Origin of the sequence: Streptomyces sp. 7N604 (assembly GCF_052245475.1) — a bacterium.
In the GTDB taxonomy this organism is placed as follows: domain Bacteria; phylum Actinomycetota; class Actinomycetes; order Streptomycetales; family Streptomycetaceae; genus Streptomyces.
Map to the genome: position 1 here is coordinate 62,612 of NZ_JBQQBX010000006.1, position 18,040 is coordinate 80,651.

The window sequence follows — 18,040 nt, forward strand, 5'->3', positions numbered from 1 at the left end:
CAGAGGATTGCACCGCCGCCGGTGGTCGCGTGGTGAGCGCCTCGGCGGACACTGACGACGTCGGCACCCGGCTCCACCTCAGGAGGCGATCACCATGTGCCGACCGCGGACGTGTCTACCGCCGCTGCGGCTGCCGGGATACCCAGCGCCGCAGCTCGGCACGCACTGCCCCAACCTCGTCGCCGACCGTGACCATGGCACCTGGACCTTCCGTCGATCTACCCGCGCCCAAGGGAACGCGCACCACAATCCGGTGCGGCGGATTCCCCACCGAGGACACGGCCCGGGCGGCTCCATGCGGCGCCTGCTCGAGGCTGAAGCGGGCGGCTTCAACGCCGACCGCTTCAGACTGTGGCGGACTACCACCTGGCTCGAGACGAAGGCGCTCGTCCTGAAGCCGACTACCCTGGCCCGCTACCGCGACTACGTCAGCCATGATCTTGTCCCCGCCTCGGGGAGCCTGAAGCTCGACGAGCTGGGCCACCGCCACATCGCTGGCTTCGTCCGCACCCAGCTCGCAGCAGGCCGCGGGAAGTTGCCATGCACCGTTGCATGGCCACCCGTCCAGCGCCCTGGGCGACGCGGTCCGCCAGCGCCGCCTGGCCCACAACCCGGCACGACCCGCTGTCCTGCCGCGCCCGCCGACTGCCGAGCGCAGCATCTGGACGCCGGCCGAGGCGGTGCGCTTCCTGCGCTACTGCCACCATTCGGGCCCCTTCATGGCCGACCTGTGCGAGCTGCTCATCGGCACCGGCCCGCGCCGAGGGGAAGCCCTCGGCCTGCACTGGAACGACGTCCACCTCGACGAGCAGGTGCTCTACGTCCGTTTCGCGCTGTCCACTATCAACAACAACCAGCTGATCATCACCGCGCCCAAGACCCGCAGTAGCAAGAACTGGGTCGCCATCTCCCCGCGCGTCGCAGCCGCCCTCAAACGCCGCGCCGCAGCCACCCGCAACCTTGCCATTGACCCGTTCGATCCCTTCACCGGCCTCGTCTTCTGCCGCCCGGACGGACGGCCCACCGACCGCAGACCGTCCTCGACCGCTTCCGCCGCCGCGCAGAGGAAGCCGGCGTCCCCCGCATCGCCCTCCATGACCTGCGACACCTCGCCGCCACCCTCACCATCACCGCCGGTGTCCCTCTCGCCGTGGTGTCGAAGACCCTGCGCCACTCCACGCTGTCCACGACCGCGAACATCTACGCCCACCTCACCCAGCAAGCCGCCCGCAGCCCCGTCGATGCCATCGACACAGCCCTCACCAAAGCCGAACGCGACGGCCACCGCCGGCACTGGCCGAACTGGCTGCGACCACACCACGACCACCAAGACCAGCCCGACAATCAGCGGAAACCTGCCTACTCCCCCACCACGGCCGCCAGTTCACCCACCGCATCCCAACCCCAGGGAACTAGTGCGACCACACTGCGACCACCAACCTGCGAACGCGACAAAGGCCGCTCTCTCATCAGAAAACGGCCTCTGGCCTGCGAAAACACCGTTGGGACGACAGGATTTGAACCTGCGACCCCTTGACCCCCAGCCGCGCGTCAATTCTCCTTGCTTGCGCCGCTTTCCACTTCGCGGTCACGGCGGAGCGCCGGGCCCTGCCGGAGGCGACCTCAGGGCTTCTCGCCGACCGATCCCCCGGCCCGCTGGCACGCCTGTGCGGGCGGTGTCGGACGCGCTGCTTTTGACGGACGACTGCTGGCGGCGTTCGGTGTCGAACCGCCGCCCTCGGCAGTCCGGCGCCTGGTTGGAGCGGCCTTGCGATAGCGGGCGCGCCGGTTGCGCGGACCGCACCGGCCCCGGCCAGTCAGGCCACCTGACTGGGCATTGCCTCTGGGCGCGGCCGATGGCCCTCCCCCACGGACTCTCTCGATCTTCGGGGGGAGCGCTCTGGGCATCGGCCTTGGCCTCGCCCGCCCCCGCAGCGCTCCGCAGTGGCTTCACCGGCAGGCTGAAATGGCATGACGCCCCACGGGCCGGCGCGTACACCCCGCGAAGGATCGGTCCCCTAGCGCTCATGGACGCGGCGAGTGGTGACCGCGCCGACCGCGTCTCATAACGCTCACCTGCCTATCTGAAAACCTCCGTGATCTGCTTACACTGAGCCCACCAGGGCGCTCGTGACATACGGGACCTACCGTGCGCTACCAGCGGTTGCTCGTACCGGCACTAGCCCTGTTGCTCGTGGTCGTGCTCGGGGGCACCGCGTCGGCGCAGGGTGATGAAGTCACGCGCGGTCCGACGTTCGCCGCGCGAGCCCTGCAGGCCCTGCTCGACGGCGTCCAGTTCGGCGTCATCATCGCGATCACCGCGGTCGGCCTCTCGCTGGTCTTCGGCACGATCCACCTGATCAACTTCGCGCACGGTGAGCTCGTCACGATCGGCGCCACCTCCGCGTTCTTCCTCAACGTCACCCCGTCCGGCCCGACCTGGCACCTGATCCCGGCCGCTCTCGCCGCGGTCGCCTTCGGCGCCGTGCTGGGCGGCGCTGTCGAGCGGGGCATCTGGCGGCCGTTGTGGGCGCGGGGCACCGGGCTGATCAACCTGTTCATCGTCACCATCGGGCTGTCGCTGCTGCTGCGCCACGCCGTACTGGTGCTCTACGGAGCACGACCGGGCTCCTACGCCCAGTACGACATCCAGCGTGCGATCGACCTCGGGCCGGTCGGCATCACCCCACGTGACCTGACCGTCACTGTGCTGGCCGTACTGGCGCTGCTGGGCGTTGCCGCGCTGCTGCAGAAGACGCGGATCGGCACGGCCATCCGTGCCGTCTCCGTCAACCGCGACCTCGCGGAGGCCTCGGGCATCGATGTGCAGCGCGTGGTGCTGGTCGTCTGGATGCTCGGCGGAGGGCTGGCCGCCCTCGGCGGGGTCTTCTTCGGCCTGGTGGAGGTCGTCAACTGGGACATGGGCTTCAAGCTGCTGCTGCTCATGTTCGCCGGGATCATCCTCGGCGGGCTCGGCTCGGCCTACGGCGCGATGGTGGGCAGCCTCGTCATCGGCATCGTCGCGCAGATCTCCACCCTGTGGTTCCCGACCGACCTGCAGTACGCCTGGGCGCTGCTGATGCTCATCGTCGTCCTGCTCGTCCGGCCACAGGGGATCCTCGGCCGCCGGGAACGCGTCGGGTGAGGGGTGCGCCATGGACTTCTCGATCATCATCTCCGACGCCCTGCGGTCCGGCATCGGGCCCATCGCCGCCATCTACGCGCTCGCCGCCATAGGGCTGAACCTGCACTTCGGCTACACCGGGCTGCTGAACTTCGGCCAGGTCGGGTTCATGCTCGTCGGCGCCTACGGACTCGCGATCACCGTGGCGACCTTCAACGGCCCGATGGTGCTCGGCGTCCTGGCCGGACTGGCCGCCGCGACCGTACTGGCCGTCCTGCTCGGCCTGCCCACCCTGCGGCTGCGCGCCGACTACCTCGCCATCACCACGATCGCCGCCGCGGAGACGCTACGGCTGTTCTACCGGTCCAGCTGGGCCGAGCCGGTGACCGGCGGCGTGTACGGGCTGCAGCGGTTCGCAGGCGACTTCTACGCGATCAGCCCGATCCCACGCGGCACCTACGGCGTGTGGCTGGTGAAGTTCAACTCCCAGGACGTGTGGGTGCTGATCGTCGCGTGGACTCTGGTCGTCGTGGTCGCGGTGCTGCTCGCCCTGCTGGTGCACAGCCCGTGGGGCCGCGTCATCCGGTCCATTCGCGAGGACGAGGACGCCGTCCGCAGCCTGGGCAAGAACGTCTACGCGTACAAGATGCAGAGCCTCGTACTCGGCGGCGTGATCGGCGCGGCCGCCGGCATGATGCAGGCGATCCAGGTGCAGTCGGCGAACCCGGACAGCTTCGACCCGGTCGTCACCTTCTTCCTCTACACCCTGCTCGTACTGGGGGGTGCCGGACGGATCCTGGGTCCCATCGTCGGCTCGGTCCTGTTCTGGTTCGTACTGACCTTCCTGGACAGCGGGCTGCGGCAGGCCATCGACGCCGGCTACATCCCGCCGGAAGTGATCAGCCCGCCGGAGGTCGGTGCCGTGCGCTTCGCCCTGGTCGGGCTCGCTCTGATGCTGCTCATGGCGTTCCGCCCGCAGGGGATCCTGGGCAGCCGGAAGGAGATGGTGCTCAGTGCCCGCTGACACCGCGGCCACCGGCCGGTTCGCCGGGATCGCGCCCGAGTCCGGGGTGCGCAAGCCCGAACCGCTGCTCGTCATGGACGAGGTGACCCGCACCTTCGGCGGTCTCGTCGCCGTACAGGTCGAGCATCTCGAGGTCCAGCGCGGAGCCATCACGGCGCTCATCGGGCCCAACGGCGCCGGGAAGACGACGCTGTTCAACGTGGTGAGCGGGTTCGACCGGGCCGACGGCGGCCGGTGGTCCTTCGACGGGCGCCCGCTCACCGGCCGCTCGGCGCACCAGGTGGCGCGGCGCGGGCTGGTCCGCACATTCCAGCTCACCAGGACGCTCGCCCGGCTCACCGTGCTGGAGAACATGAAGCTCGCGGCAACCGGACAGCTCGGCGAGCGGCTGCTGCCCGCACTCCTGCCGCCGCTGTGGCGCCGGCAGGAGCGGGCAATCGAGAGCAGGGCCGACGAGCTGCTGGACCGGTTCCGGCTGCGGAGCCTGCGCGACGACTACGCCGGCACACTCTCCGGCGGTCAGCGCAAGCTGCTCGAGCTGGCCCGCGCGCTGATGGCCCAGCCGATCATGGTGCTGCTCGACGAGCCGATGGCCGGGGTGAACCCCGCGCTGACCCAGTCGCTGCTCGGGCACATCACCCGGCTACGGGACGAAGGACTGACCGTGTGCTTCGTCGAACACGACATGGACGTGGTGATGGGCATCGGCGACTGGGTCGTCTGCATGGCCGGTGGGCGCGTGGTGGCCGAGGGGCCGCCGCACACGATCGGCCGGAACCCCGCCGTCGTGGACGCCTACTTGGGCAAGCGGCACGACGAACCCGAAGCGACCGGGGAGGAGTAGCCATGTCCGCGCAACAGCCCACCGGCCCGGTGCTGTCGGCCAAGGAGCTCGTCGCCGGGTATCTGCCCGGAGTCGACGTGCTGCGCGGCTGCAGCATCGAGGTGCGGCCCGCCGAGATGGTCGGCGTGATCGGCCCCAACGGTGCCGGCAAGTCGACACTGGCGAAGGCGATCTTCGGCCTGCTGCGGGTGCGCAGCGGGACCGTGTCGCTGCACGGTGAGGAGGTCACCAACCGGCCCGCGCACGAGCTGGTCCGCCGGGGCGTCGGGTACGTGCCGCAGCTGCAGAACGTCTTCCCCGCGCTGACCGTCGAGGAGAACCTGCGGATGGGCACGTATCTGCGGCCCAAGGCCTACGCGCGGCAGGCCGCCGCGGTGGAGGAACTCTTCCCTGTGCTGGCCGACCGCCGGAAGCAGAAGGCCGGTTCGATGTCCGGCGGCGAGCGGCAGATGCTCGCGATGGCACGGGCACTCATGATGGAGCCGCAGGTGCTGCTGCTCGACGAGCCGTCGGCCGGACTGTCCCCGGTCTACCAGGACCAGGTGTTCGACCGGGTCAAGGAGATCAACGCCGCGGGCGTCGCCGTGCTCATGGTCGAGCAGAACGCACGCAGGTGCCTGCAGATCTGCGGCCGTGGCTATGTCCTCGACCAGGGCCGCAACGCGTACACCGGCGCCGGGATGGACCTGCTGCACGACGAGAAGGTCATCGAGAGCTATCTGGGCACCCTTGCCCGCGTGCGCTGAGCGCACTTGGGGCACTCCCCCAGCTCACGCTGGGGGACTCCCCGCCCAGCGGTGGCCGGGGAGGATGGACAACGGTGCCGGTCACCGCTGTCCACCCTCGAGGGGCGCGGTCACGGCTGGCCGGTGCTCTGCTCGGTGCGCACCGTGTACAGCTTGCCGCTGTCGTCGTAGCTGTACACCTCGATCGTCGCCTGACCGGGTTCGCCGGCGTCGATGTAGTCGAGCGGACCGCTCACGCCGTCGTAGTTGATGTCCTTGCCGGCGTCGAGCAGCCGCTTGCAGTCGCTGAACGAGCCGCACTTCTCGCCGTCCTTGGTGATCCCGACGATCTCCTTGGCGAACACACCCGGGTCATCCGACTTCGCCTTCTCCGCGGCCAGCGCGATGGTCGTCACGCAGTCGTACGCCTGCGGCGCGAACTGCAGCTCAGCCAGCTTGGGCGCGAACTTCTTCAGATCCTCCACGTATTGCTTGTTGGCCGCCGATGCCGGTGCCGTCCCCTTCATCCCTGCGAGCCGGCCGGGGTCGCCCTTGCTGACCAGCGAAGCCAGCTCCTCGCTGCGCAGCCCGTCGGCGCCGTACACCCCGATCTGCTGCGGCCCGAGATCAGCCTCGATCAGCCCCTGCAGGATCTGCGTGCCCTCCTCGAAGGCGATCACCACGGCGGCGTCCGGCCTGGCGTTCCGCACCTGCTGCACGACCTGGTCGAAGTTCGTCGCCTTCGGGTCGTAGGTCTCGGCGATGGCCACGGTCGCACCGTCTTCCTCCAGCGCCTTTCTGGTGGCGTCCATCAGCCCACGTCCGTAGTCATCGGCACGCGCGACCAGAGCCACCCGGTCGTGGCCGTCCCCGCGCACGACCTTCGCCAGCACCGGCCCCTGCAACGTGTCGCTCGGCGCGGTGCGGAAGTAGAACCCACCATCGTCGTAGTCGGTGAACGTGGGTGCCGTGTTGGACGCGGAGCACTGGACCACGCCGGCTCCGGTCACCCGGTCGATGAACGCCAGGGACATACCGGAGGCCGCTGCGCCGATGATCGCGTCCACGTCTCCGGCCAGGACCCGGTCGGCCGATTGTGCGGCAACAGCCTCCACACCTGCCTCGTCACCGGAGACCACGGCCGGTATCGGCTTGCCGAGCACGCCGCCGGCTTCGTTGATCGTCTCGACCGCGAAGTTCAGCGACTGGATCTGCGGCGGGCCGAGGAAGGCGAGCTGCCCTGTCTCGGGCAGGACGTAGCCGAGCTTGAGCACACCGTCGCTCCCGCGGGTCGGGCCTGCGGGCTCACCGCCGTTCCCGCCACAGGATGCGATCACAAGAGCGGTAAGGGCAGACGCACTCAGGAAGAGTGCAGACCGCCACATCGACGCTCGCATATCCGCCTCCCCTCTCTTGAGGACGGCAGGCGGTCGACAGGGCGGTCCGCGCCGGGCTCACTGCTCGGCGGAAGGCACACATCTTCCGCCCGGCTTGTGCTACGAGCGTAGATCCAACGAGTGGCTGTGCGGCGCCCTCAATGCCCGATTTTTCGAATCATCTCTCCCCTGGCGAAACGTGAGCCACAACAACGACCACCGCACCCACCAGGCCCTGCACACCGGGACATCCCCACGCCTGTCCTCCGAACCGATGCACACGGCCCAGCGAACTCGATCGAATCCGCGCTGGGCGCCCCGCATTGAAGGAGTCTCCACAACAACAGGCCCACCAGCATCAGAGGTTGGCAGTACAAACTGTAGGCACTTGCGGTACAGCATCTTCCACGTACGGTCGTCGCCAGGATGGCCCGTGTGCGAGCCTCCGAAGTGAACACCGCCTCCTATGCATTCAGTTCATGATCCCAGTGTGGGAAGGCGCGGCGGTGGCGGTGACACCGTCGTTGTTCACCGGGACCGGGCGGGACCGGTCCCACCCGAATTGCCGTTGCATCTCGCAGGTGACCTGCAGGCGACCGCCGCTGCTCGTGCTGCAACGCCAGGTCGGCAAGCCCGCATTCACTGGCTCCTGGACCGCACCCTGATCTGGAACCAGAGCCATCTCCTGTACGCGCTGCGCGAGTTCGAGTCCTTCTACAACAGACACCGCCCGCACCGAGCCCCGGGACGAGCCGCTCCACTCCGCCCGCTACCGGCACCGATCACCGAGCCAGGGTAAATCAGGCACCTCGAGGTCCGTCGACGAGATCGACTCGGCGGGACTCTGCACGAGTACCAACGTGCAGCCTGAGCTGGACGGATGATTTATCGGCACCCGCAGACCAAGACGCCCCACAAGGCCGCCTCCGCCTCAGCGGAAACGGCCTCTGACCTGCGGTTTCGCAAGTCGGGACGACAGGATTTGAACCTGCGATCCCTTGGCCCCCAGCCGCGCGGCAATGCACCTCTTGTCTCCAGTCGCACGCTGTTGCCGACTGCCCGGTGCGGCTGCAGGCAGTACCTCGCTCTACCGGCTGTTTCGGGTAACGCGGCGGGCTGCCCGATCTGCGGACTGCGGAGACCTGTCAGCGCCCCGCAAGCGCATACGTTGCCTGAACAGGGCAGACGTAAAAATATTCGGCACTCAACGCGACATGGTCCGCACCAGTCGGCGCGGCGGGACGCGGGCCATGTGGTACAGGCACGATGGCGCGGGCGTCCGCCTCACCCCAATGGCCCGCTTACCCGCGCGATCGGAGGGCCGCGGGCCAGGGTGGTCCTATGTGGTCCCGTCGACTTGCCCTGGCTGCCATGGTTCTGCCGCTGGCCCTCTTGGTGCTGCGGGATGCCCCGCTGCGGCTCGCCCCACCGAAACCCGCTGTCGTCGGCCCCGAGTCTCGGCACGGGGCGCCGCAGCCCGAGATCGTCAGCAGGGCGGCATGGCATGCGGCCGAAGGCATGGTCAGGGACCGGGCGGAATACACGGGAGAGGTGAGCGCGGTCTTCATCCACCACACCGGGCACCCCAACGACTATGACTGCTCCGACGTCCCGGCCATGCTCCGGGCGCTGCTGGCAGACCACGTCAGGAACCAGGGGTGGGACGACATCGGCTACAACTTCGTCGTGGACCGGTGCGGGACCATCTACGAGGGCCGGGCAGGCGGTGTCGGACGGCCTGTACATGGGGCGCACACCAAGGGCTTCAACGCCGACAGCGTGGGCATCGCCGCACTGGGCACCTTCGGGCCCAGCGTTACCGTGCCCCGGGCGCTCCTGAGCGGCATTGCGAAAGTCGCCGCGTGGAAGCTACGGGCGGGAGCCGATCCACGCAGGACGGTGCGGCTGGTCTCCACGGATAATGAGAGCAAGTACAAGAAGGGCGACACGGCCGAGCTGCACGTCATCTCCGGTCACCGCGACAGCCACGAAACCCGCTGCCCAGGCGATGCGCTGTACCAACGTCTGCCCGCGATCCGGGAGGAAGCGGCCCGACTGCGAGACCAGTGAAGTACTGTCCCAAGTTCCCCGCGAACACGAAAAGGGCCGCACCGCCGACCGGCGGCCCTCCCACGGCCGCACACCTACGTCCGGCAGGGGCCGTGAGGTGGCGCCGCCAACCTCCATACGGAAGGGGCCTATTCGGGGAGTTCTGCTGGACGATCCGGCCGTGGTGAAGCGTGCGCAAGCCACCTGCGATCTGCTCAGGGCGGCAGCTCTGTCCCCGGAGCCCCCAGGCGAACCTAGACGGAGCCATCCGAGCCGTCCGGAGGCAGCGGCTGCTCGGTCCAGATGACTTTGCCGTCGGCCGTGTAGCGCGCACCCCACCGCTCCGAGAGCTGGGCCACGAGGAAGAGGCCGCGTCCGCCCTCGTCCGTCGTGCGGGCCTGGCGCAGGCGCGGGGATGTGCTGCTGCCGTCCGTCACCTCGCAGATCAGCATGTGATCGCGGATCAGACGCAGGCTGATCGGCTCACCGCCGTACCGGATGGCGTTGGTGACCAACTCGCTGATGATCAGCTCGGTGATGGGCGCCTGCTCGACGAGATCCCACTTCTCCAGGTGTTCGGTGACTGCCGCGCGGACCAGCGGGACCGCGGCCGGGTCGGCCGGCACGCCCCAGTGCACCGTCCGTTCGGCGCCGAGGGCATGGGTACGGGCCACGAGCAGGGCCACGTCATCGCTGGGGTGGGCGGGAGCGGGGAGCAGGGCGTCCAGGACGGCCGCGCAGGTCTCCTCCGGCGAACGGGCGGCCGGCCCGGTGGCGCCGAGCGTACGGCGCAGCAGGTTGAGCTGGGTGTCGACGTCCTGGCCGCGATGCTCGATGAGCCCATCGGTGTAGAGGACGATCTGACTGCCCTCGGGCACCTCGACCTCGTAGGGCTCGAAGGGCAGTCCGCCGAGGCCGAGCGGCGGGCCGGCGGTCTGGTCGACGAAGTCGACGGTGCCGTCGGGCAACACCAGCGCGGGCGGCGGGTGACCGGCCCGGGCGAACGTGCAGCGCTGGGACACCGGGTCGTACACCGCGTACAGGCAGGTGGCACCGATGATCCCGCCGTTCCCCTCGCTGTCCGCGTCAAGGCGGGCGACCAGGTCGTCGAGGCGTGCGAGGAGGTCCTCGGGCGGCAGGTCGAGGGCGGAGAAGTTGTGCACAGCGGTGCGCAGCCGACCCATGGTGACGGCGGCGTGCACGCCGCGGCCGACGACGTCACCGACGACGAGAGCCACTCGGGTGCCGGACAGCGGGATGATGTCGAACCAGTCGCCGCGCACCCCGGTCGGCGCGGGCAGGTAGTGGTGCGCGACCTCGACGGCGTTCTGAACGGGCAGGCCGCGCGGGAGGAGGCTGCGCTGCAGCGCCAGCGCCATGGTGTGCTCGCGGGTGAAGCGGCGGGCGTTGTCGATGCAGACCGCGGCCCGGCCGACCAGCTCGTCGGCCAGCCACAGGTCGTCGTCCTCGAAGGCGCCGAGGCCCTCGGCACGGTAGAAGCTCACCACGCCGAGGATGACCCCGCGGGCCCGCATCGGCACGGTGATCAGGGAATGGACTCCGGACTCGAGGACCTTCCGGCTGCGCCGCGGGTCGTTGGCCACCCAGTCGACGGCCCGGCTCAGCTCCGGCTCCAGTACGGGACGCCCGGTCTCCAGGCAGCGCGCCTGCGGTGAGGCCGGGAGCCAGCTGATCTTCTCGCCCGCACCGTAGAGATGCGAGTCCTCGCGTACTGCCCCGAGCGCCACTCGCCGCAGGCCCTCGCCGATATCGGTGGGTTCCTCGCCGCGCAGGACTGAGTCGGGCAGGTCGACGGCGACGAAGTCGGCGAACCGCGGCACCACCGCCTCGACGAGCTCCTCTGCCGTACGGGTCACGTCGAGGGTCCGGCCGATGCCCACGCTGGCGTCGTACAGCAGTTCCAACCGCTTCCGGGCCAGCAGGGCGAGCCGTCCGACTCCCGGCTCGCCGAGGAGCAACAGGCCCGCGTGGGTCTGGGGGACCTGGCCCGCCGGAGTTGTCGGTGCGGCGGTCGCGGCTTCCGCCGTGGGGACGGCCTGGCCCTGATCCGCTGCGGGGCCCTGGCTGGGCGCCTGCTCGGGCTCCGCTGCCGGTTGCTGCGCCGTGCCCTGAACCTCAGCCTCGGTCTGCTGCTTCTTGATCTGCGCCGTCGGACCGGCTGCGGTCGCTTCCGTTCCGGCGGGATGCCAGGGGGTCGTGACCGCCACCGACGGCGGCGTCGCCTCGGTCACCAGCGTGCTCGCGGCGGAAAGCGCGGGACCTGAGGGCACTGGTATACGGCACTGAGGGCCAGAGGGGATGGCGGCTTCCACGACGATCCCGGCCTCGCCGGAGGGCGCCCTCACCTCGCGGCACAGCAGCACCGCGGTCCGGCCGCCGGACAGAGTCACCTCGGTGGCCACCCGGTGCGGGGAGGCGATCAGCTCCTGGGCCTTCTCCCGGAGGACGGCCTGGTCGATGCGGTCGATCGAGCCCGCGGCCGGCGCCAGTCCGGGCAGGGGCTCCCCGAGCGGCCCGGCGGGCCCTCCAGCGGCCCGCCGGGTGCGGAGGAACGCGGCGAGCAGTTCACGCTCGCGCTGCGAGGACTGTTCGAGCAGCCGCTGTTCGATCTCGCCGGCGGCCTGTCGTGCGAGGGACAGCATCATCGGATCCGATTGCCGTCGGAAGCACGTGAGATTCACTACCCCTTCGACGCGGCCGCTGAGCGGATGACGGATGGGTGCGGCGCCGCAGGCGAGCGGCAGCATGCAGTCCGCGAAGTGCTCACGGCCCTGGACGTGGACGGGACGACGTTCGGCCAGCGCGGTACCGGCGGCATTGGTGCCCGCGCTGTACTCGGGGAAGCCGAAGCCCTGGACGATCTGAGCCGCGTCCAGGCACCTGTTCAGCTCCGCATCGCCGGCCTGGCGCGACAGCACGTGCACCTGTGCGTCCGTGAGGATCACACTCACCGGCGGTCCGTCGAGCGCGGCCGCCACCCGGTCGAGGACCGGGGTGGCAGCGCTCAACAGCCGCCCGTCCAGGTCCAAGTCCTGCTCGTAGGTGAGGGAGAGCTGGTCGGGGACGAGCCCCAGCGACTTGCACCGCTGCCAGGAGGTCAGGATCGGGGTCCTGACGGCTCCTCCCACGTCTTCGATCCGCTCACCTGCCAGGAACCGCTCGTAGGCGTCGACGAGGCCGCCGCCCTCATCCCAGCCGACCGTCAACCGGATCACTCCCTACCCGCACAGGCGTACGGTACGAGTTCCAGTATGCGGGATTTCTGGACATGAGCTGATTCTTCTCAACGATTGCCGTATTCGCTCGATCCGCCCCGCTTCTATGCCGCTCCCCGCCCGCTCGTCGCAAAACAACAGCTACTCACCCGGGACAACGCTGGCTACCTCACCGAGGGCTTCGACGCGGTCTTTCTCCGCCATCGGCGCCCGGGTGGTGCCCATCCTGCCGGGTGTGCCCCGGATGCACGCGATTGCTGAGCACTGGGCGGGAACCTGCAGGCGCGAGGCCACCGCCCGCGTTCTGATCACCGGAGAGCGGCACCTGCGCCTTGTCGTCGATGAGTGCGCCGACCACGACAAAGAACATCGGCCTCACCGATCACTTGGACAACGGCGCCCCGACGGTGCCGGCGGTGCCCGAACCGCCCGCCGTCGATGCCCCAGCGCGTGTCATCCGGCGCGACCGCATCGGCGGCCTCGTCCACGAATACGCGCAGGTCGCATTGGCCCGGACGGCGCTGGGTATCACGGCTGCCCGCACCCGCGCGCGGCTTTACACGGGGTAATGGACTCTGCGGCGGCTGGAGACTTTGCGGCGAGTGCACCACCACGAAGGCGGTGCCGTCCAGGCCGGCGAAGCCCAGCGCGGCACGGCTGGGAGGGGTCGCGGAGTGCACGCCGTCCAAACCCCGCTTTCCAGCCCGGCATGATCCTGTTTGTCGTGCAAGGCATGCCGTCTGCACAGGGTCCATCGCGGGCCGCCCCCGGGGACACCTCCGCGTTGTCTGCTGATGATGAGCGTGGGTGGACCTGTCCTTCCTGGATGCCCCTGTTCGTCGTATGAGTGGATCGGTATAGGAGGAGGACTGGTGAGATACATGCTGTTGATCTGCGGCGACGAATCCGCGGCGGTCCATGCCGAGGACGGCTGCGGAGGCTGGACCGAGGAGATGCAACGTCGCGGGGTGCTCCAAGGCGGAGCCGGGCTGCGGCCACCGACGGATGCCACGACGGTGCGGGTGCGCGATGAGAAGGTGCTGCTCACGGACGGGCCGTTCGCCGAGACGAAGGAGCAGATCGGCGGGTTCTGCTTGATCGAGTGCGCTGACCTGGACGAGGCCATCGAGATCGCTTCGCAGCATCCGGCAGCGGGTTACGGGACGATCGAGATCCGCCCGTTGTGGCAGGCATGACCTCCGAGATCGAGGCGGCGGTCGCTCAGGCATTCCGTGAGGAGTGGGGCCGGATCGTGGCGACTTTGCTCCGGACCACCGGCGACTGGGACATGGCCGAGGAGTGCGCGCAGGACGCCTTTGCGCTGGCCCTGCAGCGCTGGCCGCGCGACGGCATTCCGGCAGGCCCGGTGCATGGCTGACCACTGCGGCGCGTCATCGCGCCATCGACCGGTTGCGCCGTGAAGCAGTCGGCGCCGTCAAGCTGCGGGAGGTGGCCGCCATGGCCCATGAACCGGAGCCGACCGACGACGACAGCGGTGTGCCGGACGACCGGTTGCGGCTGATGTTCACGTGCTGTCACCCGGCGCTGGCGCTTGAGTCACAGGTTGCGCTCACTCTGCGCACTCTGGGGGGACTGACTACTGCCGAGATCGCCAGGGCGTTCCTGGTCGGTGAGCAGACGATGTCGAAGCGCCTGGTGCGGGCCAAGCAGAAGATCCGGAACGCCGGGATCCCTTACCGGGTGCCGCCGGCACACCTGTTGCCCGAGCGCACACCGGCTGTGTTGGCGGTGTTGTACCTGCTGTTCAATGAGGGGTACTCGGCCACAGTCGGCGCCGATCTGGCGCGGCGCAACCTGAGCGCTGAGGCCATACGGCCGGCCCGGGTGCTGGCACGGCTGATGCCCGACGAACCCGAGGCGGTGGGCCTGCTCGCGCTGATGCTGCTGCACGACGCTGCCGCGCTGTACGGGCAGCTGCTGCGGTTGGCCCCGTCCCCCGTGGTGGAGCTGAACCGGGCTGTGGCGGTCGGCATGGCCGAGGGACCAGCCACCGGACTTCAGCTGGTGGAGGCGCTCGAGGCGTCGGGGAAGGTGGCCGGGTACCACCTCTTGCCGGTGACCCGGGCCGACCTGCTCCGCCGCCTCGACCGCATCGGCGAGGCGGCAGCCGCCTACCGCGAGTCACTGGAGCCGGCGGCGACCGACGCCGAACGCCGCTACCTCAACCGCCGGCTCCGGGAAATCACTGTCCGGTCATAACCGCAGGATGTCCTCGCTGCCCGGCCCGTTCGTCGGTTGGACGAAACCCCTTCTGGAAGGGGCGATCCGAAAGGAACACCGTGACCGCCGAACGGCTCGTGGCTGGAGGCCCGCAATGAGGAGGCCGGAGCGCGAGGGAATTTCAACAGGATGGCTGACCGATGCGCCCGACGAGATGCAGCCCTGCCCACCGGCGAGCTCGTTGCAGCGCTCGGAGAGAACGCCGAGCACCCGTGGAAGCCTCCGGGTGGCGGGTTTGAAGCCGCGCTGACCCACGATGCGATCCACGGCCTGGACATCACGGTGGCGCTCGGCATCGACCGACGAGTCCCTGAAGAGCGGCTGCGAAGCACACTGCGAACCGTGAGCTCGCCGAAGAGCCTGAAGTTCTTCGGCATCGATCTGAGCGGGATCAAACTCTGCGCCGACGACATCGACTGGTCCTTCGGGTCCGGAACCCCGGTGTCCGGCACCGCCCAGGACCTGGCGCTGATCCTGTGCGGCCGGAAGTTGCCGGCAGGGCGGCTGCGAGGCGCCTCGAGCGAACGGTTCCCCCACACATGACCCGCTCACCAGCACACGTATGAGCTTGCCGACATCCGCCGTACGCGATGGCGCTTCCTGAGGTCGAGGAGACGACGCACTTCAGGCTCCCGTCGTTCAAGGTCAGGGGGAGGCCTTTCGTCGGTATGGAGAAGGGTGACACCACCGTCATCGTGGCCGTCGCTCAGGCGGAGGCACAAGCGGCCGCCGCCGAGGATGCGGAGGTCTACCAAGAGGTGTGGCGCGCTGGCGGGCCTCATGGCCGGATCTTCGTCGGTCTCAGGGTTGACCTTGGAGGCGGGGTCTCAGCCGAGCGCCTACGCGAGCTGACCGAGCTCACCTGGCGTCACAAGGCACCCAAGCGCCTTGTGACTGCGTACGACGAACACGGCGAGAGTCATACGGGCCCGGAGTGAGCGACCCGTGCTGAGTTCTGGCAATTCGTCTCGTCAGTATGGCGGCCGGGGACGATCGCCCTCGGAGTAGTAGGTCCGGATCAGGGTTATCTCAGCGATGCGTCGGCCGTCGGTCAGGGCTTGCTCCGCGGCTTTCCGCGAGCCGAACTCCTGGTGTTCCCGACGGTATTCCTGGAATCCCTCCATGCGCTGCTCGTTGTCGAGGAGCGGAAGGGAGCCGCTGTCGCGGACCATCGTGATGATGAGGAAATCCTGAGTCTCGGCGTCGATGTACTCGTAGCGCTCGGCGGTATATCCGGAGTCGGGCGGCAACGGTGCGGGAGAGCCGGCCCATTGCTGACTGTCGAGGGCGGAGTACCAGCTTTCGGCTGTCTCTCGGAGGTTTCCGTCGAAGGATACGTACCGAGCCTTCTGCCACTGGCAGTGCATCGGGCCGGGATCGGCGCCTTCGAACTCTGCCATGCGGAGGCAGCGGTCCAGGGCCGCGTCGCCGAGTATCTGCGGGCGGCCGGGCAGAGCACGGAGCACGTCGTTCAGACGACGGTCCACTTCCGCCCCCGCGGTGGGGCTCGCGGCGGACGCCTCCTCCGAGTTCGCCCGGCCAGGCCATGCCCATGCGTAGCCGTACCAGGCCCCGGCCGCGACCGCCCCTGTGACACCCGCGGCCACGAGCAGCCGGCGCCACCTGGACGATCTCGTCTCTGCCATGCGGAGACGCTGTCAGCCGTATGTCACAACGCTGCCACCGCCCTGTCCTTGACCTGGTACATCGCAAGGAGGCGCAAGTGCATTTCAGACAAACCGCGCTCACGTTTTCACTGCTGCCTACACCCGGGGCCTACCAGGGATCAAAGGCAACCGCTGGCAGTTCTGCCCCTCACAGACCTGACCACGGTACACAGTTATTGATCGACCGTTCCAGATAAGTCTGTGGTCACCGACGTGGCCAGGACCAAGGAATTCGATCCGGACGCCGCGCTGCAGGCGGCCCTTGAGCTGTTCTGGCGGCGCGGCTACGAAGCGACGTCGATGACGGACATCGTCGAGCATCTCGGCATCGGCCGCGCCAGCATCTACGCGACCTTCGGTAACAAACATGAGCTCTACCTGAAGGACATGGATCGGTACGCGGAGACGCGCGACCCCCTTCTCCTCGCCGAGCTGTCCCAGCCAGGCCCCGCGCTGCCCGCGGTGCGGGCACTGGTGCACCGCTTCGCCAGGGAAGCCGCCTCTGCGGAGGCCCGGCTGAACGGCTGCTTCATCACCAACACCGCAGCCGAGCTGGCCCCGCACGACCCCGCGGCGGCCCGCCGGGTCGAGATCAGCTGGGAGCACATCGAGACCCTGCTCCACTCCGCGCTCGTACGGGCTCAGGCCCAGGGCGAGCTGCCCGAGGACCGCGATCCGCGCGCGTTGGCCCGCATGCTTTTCGTCCTGCTGCAGGGCGTACGGATCGTCGGCAAGGCGTCGAGCGATCCCGCCCGGGTACAGGACGCGGCCGAACAGGCGTTGGCCCTGCTGAACTGAACCTCACTCACCGGAGCCACCGGGCCCTTCCGCGCGCTCGAATAATGAACCGATCGGTCAAATATTAGGGGGGATATGACCACCACGGGTGCCGCCCGCGTCGCCACCATGCAGCACAGATACGCCTTCGGTCTCCTCGGCAGCGTCCAGGCCACACTGATCTTCACGCTTGCCGCGATCGCCGTACCGCTGCCTCGTCTCGGGCGCGAATTCGAGCTGAAGCGCGCCGACTTGATCCTGCTCAGCGCCGCCTACGGGTTGACCTTCGCCGGGCTGCTGCTCTTCGGCGGACGTCTCGCCGCCCGTTACGGCGGGCGGCGCGCCCTCACCGCAGGCAAGTGGTGGCCCTCGCAGCCCTCGCCCTCACGCCCCGGCTTCTGCCGGACACTGCACCGAGCCAAGGCCGGGTTCTCGACCTGCCGGGGGCTCTGCTCTCCACCGCCGGGATCGCCCTCGCCAGTTACGGGCTCGTCGTCACCATGCCCAACCCTGGTCGTCGGCCAGGGTGCTCGTGCCGCTGCTCGGCGGGACCGCGCTGCTCGCCGCATTCCTGTACGCCGAGCGCCGTGCCCGCGACCCGCTGCTGCCACCCCGCTTCCTGCTCAACCAGCGGCGGGCTCCAACCTGGGCGCACACCTGCGGATCCCGAACGCCGCCGCGTACATCACCTCGAAGGCAGCGGTCTCCGCGCTGACCCGTGCCGCCGCTCTCGACCACATCCATCAGGGCATCCGCATCAACGCGGTCAGCCCCGGCGCCTCCGCCGCCCCCATGTCGCTACGGCCCGGCGAGACCGAGACCGACCGTGCCGATCGGGCGAAGACGGAGAACCCGCTCGGCCGGGTAGCGGAGGCCGAAGAAGTGGCGGCCGCGGTGCGCACCGGCATGCCGAGAGCTCGCGCCAGCATCGGCCACGAGGCCCGGAACTCGCGGTCCCAGTATGTCCAGTTGTGAGA

The 18,040-nt window shown here is 69.1% G+C and carries 14 protein-coding genes and 3 pseudogenes; 14 read left to right on the top strand and 3 right to left on the bottom strand.

Translation table 11 applies throughout. The annotated features are described in order from the left end of the window. Window positions 1-1,084: 1,084 nt before the first annotated feature. The 5 genes from ACTWP8_RS08350 to ACTWP8_RS08370 all read left to right on the top strand — a co-directional run bounded on the left by ACTWP8_RS08350 (window position 1,085) and on the right by ACTWP8_RS08370 (window position 5,738). Complete coding sequence (locus ACTWP8_RS08350) at window positions 1,085-1,537, top strand: tyrosine-type recombinase/integrase (RefSeq protein WP_443321656.1); 453 nt, start codon at window positions 1,085-1,087, stop codon at window positions 1,535-1,537. A 612-nt stretch (window positions 1,538-2,149) separates the two neighbouring features. Beyond that, the gene (locus ACTWP8_RS08355) at window positions 2,150-3,145 is read left to right on the top strand and encodes a branched-chain amino acid ABC transporter permease (RefSeq protein ID WP_443321511.1); all 996 of its coding nucleotides are present in this window, start codon (window positions 2,150-2,152) and stop codon (window positions 3,143-3,145) included. 10 nt (window positions 3,146-3,155) lie between these two features. Further along, window positions 3,156-4,148, top strand: coding sequence for a branched-chain amino acid ABC transporter permease (locus ACTWP8_RS08360; protein ID WP_443321512.1), 993 nt, complete (start codon window positions 3,156-3,158; stop codon window positions 4,146-4,148). Then, window positions 4,138-4,992 carry an ABC transporter ATP-binding protein gene (locus ACTWP8_RS08365; protein ID WP_443321513.1) on the top strand — a complete coding sequence of 285 codons (855 nt, stop codon included), beginning with the start codon at window positions 4,138-4,140 and terminating at the stop codon, window positions 4,990-4,992. Before ACTWP8_RS08360 ends, ACTWP8_RS08365 begins: the two co-directional genes overlap by 11 nt. Window positions 4,993-4,994: 2 nt before the next feature. Beyond that, complete coding sequence (locus tag ACTWP8_RS08370) at window positions 4,995-5,738, top strand: ABC transporter ATP-binding protein (RefSeq protein ID WP_443321514.1); 744 nt, start codon at window positions 4,995-4,997, stop codon at window positions 5,736-5,738. A gap of 110 nt (window positions 5,739-5,848) precedes the next feature. On the opposite strand, the gene ACTWP8_RS08375 is transcribed toward ACTWP8_RS08370, so the two are convergent. Then, complete coding sequence (locus ACTWP8_RS08375; RefSeq protein WP_443321515.1) at window positions 5,849-6,991, bottom strand: ABC transporter substrate-binding protein; 1,143 nt, start codon at window positions 6,989-6,991, stop codon at window positions 5,849-5,851. A 748-nt stretch (window positions 6,992-7,739) separates the two neighbouring features. Between ACTWP8_RS08375 and ACTWP8_RS08380 the strand changes: the two are divergent. Beyond that, a pseudogene (locus tag ACTWP8_RS08380) lies at window positions 7,740-7,964 on the top strand (integrase); the annotation flags it as partial. A 470-nt stretch (window positions 7,965-8,434) separates the two neighbouring features. Next, a complete protein-coding gene (locus ACTWP8_RS08385) occupies window positions 8,435-9,163 on the top strand; it encodes a peptidoglycan recognition protein family protein (protein WP_443321516.1) in 729 nt (242 codons plus the stop codon). Between the two features lie 233 nt (window positions 9,164-9,396). On the opposite strand, the gene ACTWP8_RS08390 is transcribed toward ACTWP8_RS08385, so the two are convergent. Then, window positions 9,397-12,378 (bottom strand): SpoIIE family protein phosphatase, encoded by a 2,982-nt coding sequence (locus tag ACTWP8_RS08390; protein ID WP_443321517.1) that lies wholly within the window; start codon window positions 12,376-12,378, stop codon window positions 9,397-9,399. Window positions 12,379-12,719: 341 nt separating this feature from the next. On the opposite strand from ACTWP8_RS08390, the gene ACTWP8_RS08395 reads away from it, so the two are divergent. From ACTWP8_RS08395 to ACTWP8_RS08415, 5 genes and pseudogenes are all read left to right on the top strand, one after another. Then, entirely contained in the window at window positions 12,720-12,947 is a 228-nt protein-coding gene (locus tag ACTWP8_RS08395; RefSeq protein WP_443321518.1) for a hypothetical protein, read from the top strand. 312 nt (window positions 12,948-13,259) lie between these two features. Beyond that, on the top strand, window positions 13,260-13,574 hold the full coding sequence (locus ACTWP8_RS08400; protein ID WP_443321657.1) for a YciI family protein: 315 nt from the start codon (window positions 13,260-13,262) through the stop codon (window positions 13,572-13,574). After that, window positions 13,571-14,598 (top strand): annotated as a pseudogene (locus tag ACTWP8_RS08405) (RNA polymerase sigma factor). The gene ACTWP8_RS08400 and the pseudogene ACTWP8_RS08405 overlap by 4 nt, the downstream one beginning before the upstream one ends. A 363-nt stretch (window positions 14,599-14,961) precedes the next feature. Continuing rightward, window positions 14,962-15,162 carry a hypothetical protein gene (locus ACTWP8_RS08410; RefSeq protein ID WP_443321519.1) on the top strand — a complete coding sequence of 67 codons (201 nt, stop codon included), beginning with the start codon at window positions 14,962-14,964 and terminating at the stop codon, window positions 15,160-15,162. A 47-nt stretch (window positions 15,163-15,209) separates the two neighbouring features. Further along, window positions 15,210-15,557 (top strand): MmcQ/YjbR family DNA-binding protein, encoded by a 348-nt coding sequence (locus ACTWP8_RS08415; RefSeq protein WP_443321520.1) that lies wholly within the window; start codon window positions 15,210-15,212, stop codon window positions 15,555-15,557. A 33-nt stretch (window positions 15,558-15,590) separates the two neighbouring features. On the opposite strand, the gene ACTWP8_RS08420 is transcribed toward ACTWP8_RS08415, so the two are convergent. Next, window positions 15,591-16,265: a hypothetical protein gene (locus tag ACTWP8_RS08420; protein ID WP_443321521.1), complete on the bottom strand. Its 675-nt coding sequence runs from the start codon at window positions 16,263-16,265 to the stop codon at window positions 15,591-15,593. Between the two features lie 234 nt (window positions 16,266-16,499). On the opposite strand from ACTWP8_RS08420, the gene ACTWP8_RS08425 reads away from it, so the two are divergent. Continuing rightward, window positions 16,500-17,084: a TetR/AcrR family transcriptional regulator gene (locus ACTWP8_RS08425; RefSeq protein ID WP_443321522.1), complete on the top strand. Its 585-nt coding sequence runs from the start codon at window positions 16,500-16,502 to the stop codon at window positions 17,082-17,084. Window positions 17,085-17,702: 618 nt separating this feature from the next. Then, window positions 17,703-18,038 (top strand): annotated as a pseudogene (locus tag ACTWP8_RS08430) (SDR family oxidoreductase); the annotation flags it as partial. Window positions 18,039-18,040: the final 2 nt, after the last annotated feature.

What these genes read in the sequence shown, in the direction of transcription:
- ACTWP8_RS08420 (WP_443321521.1), bottom strand. Translation starts at nt 16,265, where the DNA reads ATGGCAGAGACGAGATCGTCCAGGTGGCGCCGGCTGCTCGTGGCCGCG.
- ACTWP8_RS08370 (WP_443321514.1), top strand. Translation starts at nt 4,995, where the DNA reads ATGTCCGCGCAACAGCCCACCGGCCCGGTGCTGTCGGCCAAGGAGCTC.
- ACTWP8_RS08400 (WP_443321657.1), top strand. Translation starts at nt 13,260, where the DNA reads ATGCTGTTGATCTGCGGCGACGAATCCGCGGCGGTCCATGCCGAGGAC.
- ACTWP8_RS08415 (WP_443321520.1), top strand. Translation starts at nt 15,210, where the DNA reads ATGGCGCTTCCTGAGGTCGAGGAGACGACGCACTTCAGGCTCCCGTCG.
- ACTWP8_RS08395 (WP_443321518.1), top strand. Translation starts at nt 12,720, where the DNA reads ATGAGTGCGCCGACCACGACAAAGAACATCGGCCTCACCGATCACTTG.
- ACTWP8_RS08385 (WP_443321516.1), top strand. Translation starts at nt 8,435, where the DNA reads ATGTGGTCCCGTCGACTTGCCCTGGCTGCCATGGTTCTGCCGCTGGCC.
- ACTWP8_RS08360 (WP_443321512.1), top strand. Translation starts at nt 3,156, where the DNA reads ATGGACTTCTCGATCATCATCTCCGACGCCCTGCGGTCCGGCATCGGG.